Here is a 12,865-nt window from a genome sequence, read left to right on the forward strand (position 1 = left end):
AGTCTGCGGCTGGGAACCGGCGGATGGATTGCGGCAAGGGACGGCCTTTGCGACGCTGAATCCAGTGCGCAAGATCGACAGGGCAGGTCGGATGTCTTCGGAAGGCTTAACGGAATCGCGTGGCTACAAGCCCTTCCTGCCGATGATCCTGTCCTATGTGGCGTCCGGCGGCAGCCTCGTCCTCGGATCCGCGGCGCAACTTGTCACCTTCGCGATCCTCGCCCGCTTTCTTGGCGTCGACGAGTTCAGCGTCTTCGTCGCCATCACCGCCGTCGCCAGCATCGCTGTCCATCTCTGCGGACTGGGCGCGATGGAATCCCTCGTGCGGCGCGTCGCGCGGGATCGCGCGATCTATCCCGAGATGCTCGGCCACAACATTCTGCTCACGGCCGCAAGCGGGCTAGTCCTCGTTCTTGCCGGCGCCGTAACGCTGCCGTTCTTCTTTGCGCTGTCGGCCGATGCGGTCACCAATTTCCTGGTGATTGCGCTGATGCTCGTTACCAACATCGTGCTCGTCCGGATCATCGTTCTCGCAGAACAGATCTTCATTGCCCATTCCGATTTCGCCTCCGCCAACAAGGTGGTGGTCGGCTTTGCCGCGGCGCGCACCGTGGCGGCGGCCCTCGCCTGCCTGGCCTTCGGCGTTTCGACGGTGGCATCCTGGGCCGTCTGGCAATTTGTCTGCCATGTTCTGGTCGCCGTCACCTGTCTCCGGGCGATCAAGGGGCTCGGTAAACCGCGCTACCGTATCGTGCCGGAGGAACTGCCGCAGGGTCTTTATTTCAGCATTCCATTCATCCTGCGTGCCCTGCGGCAGAATGCCGACCTCCTCGTCCTGAGCCTCGTCACCACCGCCGAGATCGTCTCGAGTTATAGCGTCGCACGGCGGATGCTCGAGAGCAGCTTCCTGTCAGTTGAGGCGCTGAACCGTCTCATCTATCCGGGGTCGGCGCGGATGACGACATCGGGACTGCATCACGCCTTGCAGCGGGTGCTGCGCGTCCTTGCCGCCGCATCGGTCATCGGCCTGGCAGCGGCGCTGACGGTCTTCGTGCTGGCTCCGGTCCTGCCTTACCTTTTCGGACACGACTATGTGTCGCTCGTCGGCTTCGTGCGCGGCCTCGCATGGGTCGTCATACCGCTCGCCGTCTGGTCGGTGGCCGTGGAGGCGCTCGGGGCCTCCGGCTACCACGCCGCCCGCGCCGCTGTCATGGGACTTGGAAGCATCGTTGGGGCCGGGATCGCCGCGGCGGCGAGCTGGTACTCCCCGCCTACCGGCACCTTCGTCTCCTTCTATGTCATCGAGATCGCCATGGTCGTTGCTGCATGGAGCGTTTTCCTGCGCCTCGTACGCCGCGACCGGGAGCGGGCAACTCGCGAATTTCAGGCGGGACCAGCGCATGGGAGTTGAGTTGCGGAAGATTGTGCCGCATCCGGCGAGCATCGCCGAACCGCCGTGCCCCGGCACGCGGGCGATGACGCGCACCGATATCCCCACGATCGCGCGATTGTTCAACAGGGTCTTCCGCAACCGTGAGGGCGCGGCGGGCGAGGACCTGTGCCGCTACATCGAGACGGTTTTCTTTGGAAGCCCGTTCTATGCCTCCGAACAGGGCAGCATCGTGCACGACAATGGCAGCGGCGACGTCGACAGCGCCATTCTTTCCCTGCCTATGGAATTCGATGCCAATGGTCGCCGGCTGGTGGCACGCCTTCTCTGCGCCTTCATGGTCGATGGCAAAGCCGGCGCGGCCGGCGCGGCGCGGCTTGCCCGCAGCGTGCGCGCGGCTCGCCAGGATCTGTGCTTTTCCGACAGTTCTTCTCCCGTCAGCGCCGATCACTGCGTTGCCGGCGGGGGCGTCATCCTGCCGATCCAGAGCCTCGAATGGCAGCGCTTCTTCCGGCCGCTCGCTGCGGCTGCCGTTCTGGCCGGCCGGCGCATTCCGATTCTCAGGACGCCTCTGGTCGTTGGCGCACTGCGGTTGATCGATGGCGCGATTCGCCGTCGGGGCCCGTCGTCGGTACCTCCGGCGGCGCCGGGATGCCGGGTGCAGACGGCAAATCCCGATGAATTTCTCTGTTGCGCCGCACCGATGCTCGAGCGGTTTTCGGTTCGCCCCGCCTGGTCGAAATCCGAGTTCGATTGGCTCGTCGACGTCGCATCGATGAACAGGAATCTCGGCGCGTTTCAGTGCCGGAAAGTGCTGCGCGAAGATGGCCGCACGATCGGGGCTTTCCTGTTCTTCGGAAGGTCTAAAGGCATGGCCAGTGTGCTGAACGTGATCTGCGACGAAGGCTGCGAAGCCGATGTCACCGCGGCAATGTTCGGCAGCCTCGACGCGGAAGGCTATGCGGTTGCGACCGGCATGGCGCAGCCGTTCCTAATGAATGCGATTTCGCGCCAGCGGTGGTTGTGCTTCCGCCACCGGGGCTATTTCTGCATGGTCACCCGGCACGCCGACATCAAGGAAGCGGCGCTCAGCGGCGACATCTATATCGGCGGCCTCGCGTCGGAAAGCTGGAGCCGTTTGCTGACCGATTTCTGAGGCCGCGAAAGTTACCGGCCGCATGCAAGTCTTAACCGAATATTCACTCTGCACTCCTAATTCTTAGCAGCAGATCTTACAACGCAGGGCAGTGCTCTTCGGTGGCTTCAAGGGCATGCGTGGGGAAAAACGGATGTATCGGCGGAGCGAGCCCTTAGAGCAAGGATTGCGCCTGGAGGCGCGCAGTCCCCGGCGCGGAACCGGCGGCTCGCTGCTGGACCTTGTTCCGGCCGTTGACAGGGAAGCGCCGGTCGAGCCCGAGGAGCACAAGATTTCCGCCCCGGCGGCAACGCAGGATGTTTCCCCGCCGATACCGGCGGCAAGGCCCAGTCCGCCGACTGTCGGCGCTTACTTCCCGCAGCTTCCCACGCTCGGCAGCGTCGGCATAGACGACATCATCCTCTGGCTGCGCGACGGGATGAGATGGATCGTCCTTGCGCTTGTTCTTTGCGTCGCCGCTGCCTTCATCTATGCGGTTACCGCCACACCGCGCTACACCGTCTATACCGACCTTGTGGTGGACCCCTCCAACCTCAACGTCGTCAGCGATGACGTCTTTACCAGCAACCCGCAGCGCGACGCGCAGCTGCTGGAGGTCGAGAGCAAGCTCAGGATTCTCACGTCGCGAAATGTTCTGAAGCGGGTCATCGACAAGCTGCAACTGACGAACGATCCGGAGTTCGTCAAATCGTCGCCACTTGCGGTGCTGACGGCTTTGTTCTCACGGGGAGACAGCAAGGCCGACAAGGAGCTGACGGCCATTCGCGCCCTGTCGGAAAGGGTCGAGGCACGCCGCGAGGAACGCTCCTTCGTCGTCGTTCTCGAGGTTTGGAGCGAGGAACCGGAAAAGGCCGTCACCCTTTCCGACGCAATAGTTGACGCCTTCGAAGCGGAACTCTTCCAATCGGCGGCCGAAAGCGCCGGCCGGGTGGCGCAGAACCTCAATGCCCGGCTCGATGAGTTGCGCCGCAACGTGACCGAGGCAGAAAAGAAGGTCGAGGATTTCCGGCGCGAGAACGGCCTGCTGTCGGCCAATGGCGAACTCGTCAGCAACCAGCTCTCGAGCGAACTCAATACTCAGGTTCTCGAGGCCCAGCAGCGCTTTATCCAGGCGGAGACGCGCTACAAGCAGATGAGTGCCGCGATCGCGCAGGGAGAGACGACCAGAGCCTCGGTCTTTGAGTCCGCTGACATGACGAACCTGCGCCAGCAATATAGTGCCGTGCAGCAGCAGATCGGTTCGATGCAGCTCACCTACGGCGAAAGGCACCCCCGTCTTGCCGCGGCACGTTCCGAGCGCGCGACGCTCGAGGCTGGCATAAACCAGGAAGCGCGCCGCATAGCCGAGCGCGCCAAAGCGGATTTCGACCGGGAACGCTCGGCGCTCGGTGCCCTGAGGACAAAGGCCGACGACGAGCAATCGAATGTCTTCACCGACAACGATGCGCAGGTCCACCTCCGCGACCTCGAGCGCGATGCGCGCACCAAGGCGGCGATCTATGAAACCCATCTGGCGCGCGCCCAGCAGATCACCGAGCGCCAGCAGATCGACACGACCAATATCCGCGTCATTTCACGCGCCATGCCGCCGAATTCGCGTAGCTGGCCGCCGCGAACCTCGATCCTGCTCATCGGCGGCGCCCTGGCCGGTCTCGCCGCAGGTGTTGCACTCGCGCTGGCGCTCGGCCTCTGGGGTTATCTACGCGGTCAGCGCCCGGCGGTCGGATAGGAAGCCGGCCAATGACAACCGCCGCCTTTGCGGAGACCAGCGCGCCGGACATTGCGAGGGCGCGCGTCGGCGCCTTCCTCTTCATGGCGATGTTTCTGTTTCTTTGGGTATCGATCACGCCCTATGTCGACCTGACGGGCGAGGCGATCCTCGACCCTTCCGCCGGCAACTCCAACCGCCTGAACCAGATCCTGGCACTGCTGCTCTCCGCCGGTATGCTCGGCTACGGGCTGCTGCATCCGATGCGCGACATCATCCTGCAGCCGCGCCTGCTTCTCGCCATCCTCTCCTTTTGGTTCCTCCTCGTCTCGCTGATCTCCGCGCATCCGATGCTCGGCATCAAGGGCATCGTTCTCTCGACGATCATGACGGTGAATGCCAGCATCTATCTGCTGCTGCCGGCCTCGGAGCGCCACTTCGCCAAGATGCTGGGGATCGGCAGCCTGATCATGCTGGGATTCGCCTATTACGGCATTCTCTTCAAGCCGACGCTCGCCATCCACCAGGCGTCCGAACTGCGCGAGCCGATGAATGCCGGGCTCTGGCGCGGTCACTTCCCGCACAAGAACAGCGCCGCCTCCGGGATGGTGCTCGCCGCCTTCTTCGGGCTGTTCGTCGCGAGCAGCTGGTCGCGTATAACGGGCCTAGCAATCTTCGCGCTGTCGTTCCTGTTTCTCGTCAACACCGGCGGGAAAACCTCGACGGCGATGCTGCCGGCAATCCTCATGCTCGGATGGCTGTTCGAAAAGATGCGGCCGCTGCGTGCGCTGATCGTCATCGGCGGCGTAGGCCTGTTTAATCTATTCGCCGTGGGTTCGGCGGTTTTCAGGCCGCTCGGAGAGTTCATCACTGGCCTTGGCATCGACGCGACATTCACCAATCGCTCCGACATCTGGCGCTTCGCTTTCTCGGCACTCGCCGAGCGGCCGCTGACGGGTTACGGCTTCAGGGCGTTCTGGCAGACGGAGGAGCTGGTTTACAGTGGCGGCTCGGTCGAGACCTGGGCGGTGGCCGCTGCAAACGGCCACAATTCCTATCTCGACATTGCCCTGACGACCGGCTTCCCAGGGCTGCTGCTCACGCTCGTCTGGCTAATCCTGCTGCCGCTTCGCGACATTTCTCGCATTGCGCCCGAGCGCGAGAAGGCGCCGCTGACGCGGCTTTACATCCGCATCTGGCTCTACACGATCTTCCACGCCGGTCTGGAAACTCTCTTCTTCGAGGGCGGGAGCTTTGTCTGGTTCACTTTCGTCTTCGCCATCTACGGACTGCACCTGCAATCGAGCGCCGTGCTGGCGAAAGGTGCCGTCCCGGAAAAAGGAAAGCGCGTTGCTCATGCGTGATGTTCAGGAAAAGATTGGCGGCCTCGTCGACCGGCTAGCCAACCGGGCGATCTGGCGGCTCGCCGGGGCGCGGCGGGATATCAAAACGGACATACCGCTCGTCTCCTTCACCTTCGACGACGTGCCCGACAGCGCCCTTTACGAGGGAGCCCGGATTCTCGAGCGGTACGATGCGCGCGGCACCTTCTATATCGCCGGCGGGCTGGGGGGGCGGGTGGAAAAGCATCGGACGCTTATCACCCCGGAGGGATGCGCGGAGCTGCTCGCGCGCGGGCATGAGATCGGCTGCCACACCTTTGCGCATCTCAGGGTTCGCAGCGCCGGCGGCCTCGCCGCCGACCTCGACCGCAATGCGGACTATCTGAAGAGCGTCGGGGTCGCCTCGCCGGCGCGGAACTTCGCCTTTCCCTATAACGCCGCCTGGCCGCTGGCGCGCTCCGAGCTGCGCCGCCGCTATCGCTCCTGCCGCGCCGGCGGCGAGGCCATCAACCGGGAATCCGTGGATCCACTGATGCTCAAGGCCGTCGAAATCCGCCAGCCGGAGCAGCATGCCGAGACCCTGACCCGATGGATCGACGCGCTCGTCAGTGAGCCCGGATGGCTCATCTTCTTCACGCATGACATCGCGCCGTGGCCGACGCCCCATGGCTGCACGCCCGAGACCTTCGATCGTCTCGTCCGCTATTCCGTCGAAAAGGGTTGTCGCGTGCTGCCGGTCGATGAGGTGCTCGACCGGTTCAATTGGTAGGGGGCTGCGGTGCCTGAGCATGGCATAGCCGGGAAGCGTCTGCTGGCGATCAACAACTACTTTTACCGCCGCGGTGGAGCCGAGGCGGTGTTCTTCGATCATATGGCGATGTTCGGCGAGCTCGGCTGGGACGTCGTACCGTTCGCCATGCGCCACGATCTCAACGAGCAAACGCCCTGGTCGGACTATTTCGTCTCCGAAATTGAATACGGCCGGAAGACGGGGCTGCTGCGCAAGGCGGTTCAAGCGGCGAGCGTCATCTATTCGCTCGAAGCCCAACGCAACATCCGCCGGCTGATCGGCCAGAGCCGCCCCGCGATCGCCCATGCCCACAATGTCTATCACCATCTGTCGCCGGCGATCTTCTCTACATTGAAATCCGCCGGCATCCCGGTGGTCATGACGGTTCACGATCTGAAGCTCGCCTGCCCCTCCTACAAGATGCTGCGGCATGGCAAAGTCTGCGAAGATTGTCGCGGCGGGAAAATCTATAACGTGCTTCGCCATCGCTGCGTCAAGGACTCAGTCCCGTTGAGCGCCGTGGTGCTGGCGGAAACGATGCTGCACCGGCTGCTCGGCCTTTATCGCGACAAGGTGGATCGGCTCGTCGTACCGAGCCGCTTTTACCTGGACAAGCTCGCCGAATGGGGCTGGCCGCGCGAAAAGATGGTCCACATAGCCAATTTCGTCGATGTTTCGACCTTTCGGACCGATTGGCAGGAGGCCGACTATTTTGTCTTCGCCGGTCGCTTGGCGCCGGAAAAGGGACTGGCGACCCTGATCAGGGCGATAGCTCTTTCGGGAGAGCGGCTGATCGTTGCCGGAACCGGGCCGGAAGAGGCGAGCCTTCGCCAGCTGGCGGCCGACCTCGGCGCAGACGTGACATTCGCCGGCTATCTTTCAGGCGAGAAGCTGCACCGGGTCATCGGCCAATCTTGCGCCCTCGTGCTTCCTTCCGAATGGTACGAGAATGCGCCGATCAGCCTTCTCGAGACCTATGCGCTGCAGCGGCCGGTCATCGGCGCGGCGATCGGTGGGATTCCGGAGATGGTCAGGGAAGGCGAGACGGGGCTGCTTGCCGCCTCCGGAAAGCCAGAGGACCTTGCACGGGCGCTCAGCGAAATGGCGGCGCTTTCGCCTCACGCACGCGCACGCATGGGCGCGGAGGGCCGATCCTGGATCTCCAGAGAATTCTCGGCCGCGGCCTATCGGACGAGGACCCTCGACCTCTACGCGTCGCTCGGTGCTGCATAGGCTGAGCAAGGTCCGGCGACCGATTTCCGGCCAGTCTCGTAAAACTTTAGCGATCTTCTTACGCCCGGCGAAAGTGTTCTGCACGTAAAAGCTGCCGAAAGGGAACTTCCGGGGCAAGACAACCATGAGCAGTCAGACGGCAGTCTCGCGGGATCATGCTCCGCAGCAGACGAGGGGTTCAGCGACCCCGGTCAACACCGCTCGCGGCGGCGAGGCGCCTCTTCCCGAAAAGCTGCTCGCCGTCGACGCGCCGGCACTTGCGACGGCCGCGTTGCTCGAGGGGCCATTCTCCGGCTCAGGCACCGCACTGTCCCGGGACGAACTTGACGGTTTTCACCGGTCCATTGAGACGACGGCCGCGCGTCCGCGCGTGATGATGCTTGGCCTGCGTGGGATACCCGACGTGCAGGGCGGCGTGGAAAAGCATGTCGAGATGCTCTCCACCAGGCTGGTGGCCCTTGGCTGGTGCGTCGATGTCATCGGGCGGCGGCGATATCTCCCCAAGACCGCTTCCTATTTCTGGAGCGGCATTCGCGTCTTCCCACTCTGGGCACCGCGATCAATGGCGCTGGAGGCGATCGTCCACACCTTTATCGGCGTCTGTTTTGCGGCACTGCGCCGGCCGGACGTACTGCATATTCATGCGATTGGCCCGGCATTGCTGGTTCCCCTCGCGCGGCTCCTGGGCCTGAAGGTGGTGGTCACCCATCACGGCTATGATTACGACCGGCAGAAATGGAGCAGCTTCGCCAAGCGCATGCTCAAGCTCGGGGAACGCATGGGCATGCGGCTTGCGCATGGGCGTATCGCCATTTCCAAGGAAATCGTGGAGACGATGGGCGAGCGTTACGGGCTTCCGGTGGCCCTTGTCCCGAACGGCGTCGCTATATCGCCGTGGCGCGGCGGAACGGGCATTCTCGACGAGTTCGGCCTGACGCGCCGACGTTACATTCTGCTTGCGGCACGGCTCGTTCCGGAAAAACGCCAGACCGACCTCATCCGGGCCTTCGCGAGTCTCGGCGGTACCGGCGTCAAGCTCGTCCTGGCGGGAAGCGCCGAGTTCGAAACGCCCTATGCGGCTAAGGTGAGGGCGATGGCTGAAGGCGTGCCCGGCGTTGTCCTGACGGGCTTCCAGTCTGGCCACAGGCTGGCCGAACTCTTCGCCAATGCGGCTCTTTTCGTCCTCCCCTCGAGCCACGAAGGCATGCCGATCGCCCTCCTGGAGGCGTTGGCCCATGGCTTGCCGGTGCTCGCCAGCGACATCGTCGCCAACCGCGAACTTGCCCTCGCTCCCGACGATTATTTTCCGCTGGGCGATACCGACGCCCTTGCCGCCGCCCTCGCCAAAAAAATAGCAAATCCGCCGACCGACGATGCGGTCCGAACGCAGATTGCCCATGTGGAAGCGACCCATAGCTGGGCGAGCGTCGCGCAGAAAACCCTTTCGGTTTATCGGGCGCTGGCAAGATGACCTCCGCCATGCGCCGGGACGGCCGCAGAAATGCGATCATGAATTTCAGGCGCGCGGCCGCGATCCTCGCGTGGTTCCTTTTGGCGCTGATCGCCTTTTCGACGCTGTCGCCGATCGCCATGCGTCCGCATATCGGCACGTGGGTCCACCTCGAGCGGTTCGGTGCCTATGGGCTGATCGGCTTCCTCTTCGCCGCCGCCTATCCGCAGCGCATTGCCCTCGTCCTTGGCCTGGTGCTTGGAGCGGCTGTCGGCTTTGAATTGCTGCAGATGCTATCGGCCGATCGCCACGCGCGCGTGACGGATCTTGCGGTCAAGCTGGCGGGCGGAGGATGCGGCGCCGGTGCGGCCTGGTACGCCGCTCGCTGCGGACGGCAATTGCGGGATTGGCGAAGTAAACCAAAACTCAAACCATCGCAGGTAGAAAGTTCCGCTTAGTGCATTTAGACCGCATGGGTGTGGCGAGCAAAAGCACGGCGCACCCTGCCTGGGGGCCATCTTGGCAATATCCGTCATTATCAAGACCTTGAATGAAGAAAAGCGCATCGCCGCGACGATCGAGAGCGCCTTGACAGCGCTTGAGCGCCAGGGCGGCGAAGTCATTGTCGCGGACAGCGGATCGTCTGACTCCACCATCGAGATCGCCGCCCGATATCCGACAGTCATTGCGCAGATCACGCCGCCGGCGCGTCCAAGTTGCGGCATAGGCCCACAGCTCGGCTTTCAGCATTCGCGTCACGACTATATCTGCCTCATCGACGGCGACATGCTGCTGGACGCGGACTTTCTCGACGAGGCCGTCGGCTTCCTCGAAGACCACCCGGCGATCGCGGGCGTGACCGGACACGTCGAGGAGATGCACGTCTCGAACCTGGAATTTGCGCGGCGCGTCAAACGCAACGCTCCGGAAAACCGGACGGGGCCGATCGACCGGATGAATGGCGGCGGGCTCTATCGGCGTAGCGCCATCGAGGATGTCGGCTACTTGTCGGACCGAAACCTGCACGGCTATGAGGAGTTCGATCTCGGCATCCGGCTGAGAAGCGCCGGCTGGGGCCTTTACCGGCTTGATCGGCGCTTCGTCCAGCACTTCGGTCACACGGTCAACTCCTACCGGCTGCTCGTGCGCCGCTGGAAAAGCAAATATCTCTACGGTATCGGCGAGCTCCTGCGCGCTTCGCTCGGCAAACCCTATTTCCTCCAGCTTCTGCGCGAACTGCCGGAACTCAGGCTTTGGGGGCTCGTGCATCTTTGGTGGCTGTTCTGCCTTGCACTGATCGTCTTCTTGCCGGACAAGCTCGTCGCAATCGCTGCGGTGCTCGCCACGGTCGCCAGTGTCGTTGCCCTGGCAAGCGTCAAGAAACGCAGCCTAAGCATGGGACTCTACACGGTCGTCGCCTGGTTCTTCCACGCGGCGGCGCTTCCCGTCGGAATGCTCAGAAGCCGCCGACAGCCGGGCGACCCGATCGAGAGCAGAATCCTCGGGAAACCGGCTTGACGATGCGTTTACTGCTCACTGCTGCGGCGATCTTCCTCGGCTGCTTCACGCCGCCGGCGAATGCCTCCGACCAATGGGTGCCGGTGCGTGACGTTTCGCTGGAAGTCCAACAGGGCAGTCCGCTCGACTTTTCCACCTTTCTGCCCAACGGCGTGATCGACGCGGATCACCGGCTCGTCGCCGGGGAGGGCGGGCGGCTGGCGCATGCGGCATCTCCGGAAAAGCCGCTGCGGATGCTCTGCGCCTCGCTGGCCTGGAGCCCAGCCTCCGGCGGCTTTCCCGATCACGAGGGTGCGGAACGCTACGCGCGGCAGCTGGCGCTTCACGGCTACAACATCGCCCGGCTGCATTTTACCGACGCGAGCCTGATGTTCGGCCGGCAGAAGGATTTCGCCTTCGATCCGGAGACCCTCGACCGCATCCACTACCTGCTCGCGGCGCTGAAGCGAAACGGCATCCACTGGATCATCGACGGGCTTTCTTCGCCGCGCGGAGCCTATGGCGGTCATGACGACCGTTGGGAGGCAAATGGCGATCTCAAGCTGCGTCTGCACTTGGATGAGGAGGCCTTCGCCCATTGGAAGACGCTGCAGGAGACGTTCCTAGCGCGGGTCAATCCCTATTCCGGCGTCGCGCCCATTCGCGACGATGCCCTGGCGGTGGTGATCCTCGCCAACGAGAACGGCATCGAGTTCGACAGCGTCGTGCATGAGCGCCCGGGCGCACCCGCCTACGAGGAGGCGCTTGTTGCACCCTTCAACCGGTGGCTCGCGAAGCGCTACGCCTCGACCGACGAACTCACGCAGGCCTGGGGAGAGCTTGGCGACGACGAACGGCTGGAGACGGGCACCGTAAGGCTGCCGCCCGATCGCTACGCCGACAGCCCCCGCATCCGTGATCTGCAGGCATTCTTCACCGAACTGGAGCGGGCATCGGCCACCCGGATGAGCCAGATGCTGCGCGATCTCGGCTATAGGGGCCTGATCAGCACCTACAACAATTGGCCCACAGTCCAGACTGCGCTGAGCCGGCGCGATCTCGAAGCGGTGACCATGAACACCTATCACGACTGGGTCGGAGGCTATGCACCGGGCAGCGCCCTCCTGCAGGTGAGTTCCATTGCCGACGGCGCCAACTACTTCAGGATGATCGCAGCGGCGCGCTGGATCGGAAAGCCCTTCATCGTCAGCGAGTACGACCACCTGTTCTGGAACCGCTATCGCTACGAGGCGGGCCTCGTCATGCCGGCCTATGCGTCGCTGCAGGGCTGGGACGTGCTTTGCCGGCACGGCCATGGGCCGATCGTGCTTGCCTATGGCGAGCCCTATCCGCACAAGCGGGCGATGCTCCCCTATGCGATCGCGCTCGATCCGGTGGCGCGGGCCGGCGAAACGCTGGCGGCCCTTCTTTACCGGCGCGGCGATGTGGCGACCTCCGGCCTCACGATTCCGTTTGCGGTGCGCGGCGAGGAGGATCTTGGCGAGGATATGCAGGCGCGCGAGCCGGAGCGCCTCACCGAGCTCGCCTTGACCGGCGGCATCGGCCTCGTTCCTGCCGACAGCATCGACGACCGTGTCGGTGTCGCGCAGCCGCGGACGGAGGGAGCAGAGGAAATACTGACGGCGCTTCGCGACAGCGGCTCGCTGGCTCGCGACAATCAGACCGATACGGAAGCGGGCCTCTATGAGAGCGACACCGGCCAGATCCGGTTTGATCGCCGCATTGGGCAGTTGCGGGTCTCAACGGCGGCAACCGAGGCGGCGGCATTCTCCTCGCTGCGCGAGCCGATCGATCTCGGCATTCTCCGCATCGAGCAGGCGGATGGAGACGGGCTCGTCGCCCTTGCGGCGATCGATCGCCAGCCTTCGCTCGCGCAAAGCCGCCGCATGCTGCTGATCTTTGCGACGGACGCCCAGAACAGCGGCATGATCTTCAGAGACAGCGAGGAGAAAGTCATCGAGGATTTCGGCAGCCTGCCTGTGCTGATCCGCAAGGGCAATGTCGATCTGGCGCTGGAGAGAAAGGCCAAATGGAGGATATCTCCGGTCGGCCTGGACGGCACCGTTTATCCGCCGGTGCGCAGCGGTGCGGGTCCGGTCGCCTTCCGCCTGTCGAACGATACGCCCTATGGGCCGACGACTTATTTTCTTCTGGAGCTCGAGGACGGCTGAGTTCGTCGCGCACCGAGTTAGCGATTGCATTTCCCGGCTCAACCTGATTTTGGTCCGTGATCGGAAGGCGGTCGAACGATGCGCATCGGCCGTGGATGCATGGAGT

Annotated in this window: 10 protein-coding genes; all 10 read left to right on the top strand. The window is 63.7% G+C overall.

What is annotated here, in order from left to right; genetic code table 11:
- Nucleotides 1-91 precede the first annotated feature (91 nt).
- Entirely contained in the window at nucleotides 92-1,411 is a 1,320-nt protein-coding gene (locus tag NXT3_RS26850) for a lipopolysaccharide biosynthesis protein (protein ID WP_104841409.1), read from the top strand.
- Nucleotides 1,401-2,546 carry a GNAT family N-acetyltransferase gene (locus tag NXT3_RS26855; protein WP_095678066.1) on the top strand — a complete coding sequence of 382 codons (1,146 nt, stop codon included), beginning with the start codon at nucleotides 1,401-1,403 and terminating at the stop codon, nucleotides 2,544-2,546. Before NXT3_RS26850 ends, NXT3_RS26855 begins: the two co-directional genes overlap by 11 nt.
- Before the next feature lie 133 nt (nucleotides 2,547-2,679).
- On the top strand, nucleotides 2,680-4,275 hold the full coding sequence (locus NXT3_RS26860; RefSeq protein WP_104841011.1) for a GumC family protein: 1,596 nt from the start codon (nucleotides 2,680-2,682) through the stop codon (nucleotides 4,273-4,275).
- Between the two features lie 11 nt (nucleotides 4,276-4,286).
- Nucleotides 4,287-5,618 (top strand): O-antigen ligase family protein, encoded by a 1,332-nt coding sequence (locus NXT3_RS26865; RefSeq protein ID WP_097525845.1) that lies wholly within the window; start codon nucleotides 4,287-4,289, stop codon nucleotides 5,616-5,618.
- Nucleotides 5,611-6,366 (top strand): polysaccharide deacetylase family protein, encoded by a 756-nt coding sequence (locus tag NXT3_RS26870; RefSeq protein ID WP_104841012.1) that lies wholly within the window; start codon nucleotides 5,611-5,613, stop codon nucleotides 6,364-6,366. Before NXT3_RS26865 ends, NXT3_RS26870 begins: the two co-directional genes overlap by 8 nt.
- A gap of 24 nt (nucleotides 6,367-6,390) precedes the next feature.
- Nucleotides 6,391-7,620: a glycosyltransferase family 4 protein gene (locus NXT3_RS26875; RefSeq protein ID WP_104841410.1), complete on the top strand. Its 1,230-nt coding sequence runs from the start codon at nucleotides 6,391-6,393 to the stop codon at nucleotides 7,618-7,620.
- Nucleotides 7,621-7,744: 124 nt separating this feature from the next.
- Entirely contained in the window at nucleotides 7,745-9,091 is a 1,347-nt protein-coding gene (locus NXT3_RS26880; RefSeq protein ID WP_104841013.1) for a glycosyltransferase family 4 protein, read from the top strand.
- A 38-nt stretch (nucleotides 9,092-9,129) separates the two neighbouring features.
- Entirely contained in the window at nucleotides 9,130-9,528 is a 399-nt protein-coding gene (locus NXT3_RS26885) for a VanZ family protein (RefSeq protein WP_104841411.1), read from the top strand.
- Nucleotides 9,529-9,589: 61 nt separating this feature from the next.
- Nucleotides 9,590-10,588: a glycosyltransferase family 2 protein gene (locus NXT3_RS26890; RefSeq protein WP_104841014.1), complete on the top strand. Its 999-nt coding sequence runs from the start codon at nucleotides 9,590-9,592 to the stop codon at nucleotides 10,586-10,588.
- Nucleotides 10,589-10,590: 2 nt separating this feature from the next.
- Nucleotides 10,591-12,759 (top strand): glycoside hydrolase, encoded by a 2,169-nt coding sequence (locus NXT3_RS26895; protein WP_104841015.1) that lies wholly within the window; start codon nucleotides 10,591-10,593, stop codon nucleotides 12,757-12,759.
- The last annotated feature ends 106 nt before the right edge of the window (nucleotides 12,760-12,865 follow it).

This window comes from Sinorhizobium fredii, from assembly GCF_002944405.1.
GTDB lineage: Bacteria > Pseudomonadota > Alphaproteobacteria > Rhizobiales > Rhizobiaceae > Sinorhizobium > Sinorhizobium fredii_C.

Bases quoted from the DNA above. Each gene is read 5' to 3' on its own strand.
- NXT3_RS26860 (WP_104841011.1), top strand. From the start codon at position 2,680: ATGTATCGGCGGAGCGAGCCCTTAGAGCAAGGATTGCGCCTGGAGGCG.
- NXT3_RS26850 (WP_104841409.1), top strand. From the start codon at position 92: ATGTCTTCGGAAGGCTTAACGGAATCGCGTGGCTACAAGCCCTTCCTG.
- NXT3_RS26880 (WP_104841013.1), top strand. From the start codon at position 7,745: ATGAGCAGTCAGACGGCAGTCTCGCGGGATCATGCTCCGCAGCAGACG.
- NXT3_RS26865 (WP_097525845.1), top strand. From the start codon at position 4,287: ATGACAACCGCCGCCTTTGCGGAGACCAGCGCGCCGGACATTGCGAGG.
- NXT3_RS26855 (WP_095678066.1), top strand. From the start codon at position 1,401: ATGGGAGTTGAGTTGCGGAAGATTGTGCCGCATCCGGCGAGCATCGCC.
- NXT3_RS26870 (WP_104841012.1), top strand. From the start codon at position 5,611: ATGCGTGATGTTCAGGAAAAGATTGGCGGCCTCGTCGACCGGCTAGCC.
- NXT3_RS26895 (WP_104841015.1), top strand. From the start codon at position 10,591: ATGCGTTTACTGCTCACTGCTGCGGCGATCTTCCTCGGCTGCTTCACG.
- NXT3_RS26885 (WP_104841411.1), top strand. From the start codon at position 9,130: ATGAATTTCAGGCGCGCGGCCGCGATCCTCGCGTGGTTCCTTTTGGCG.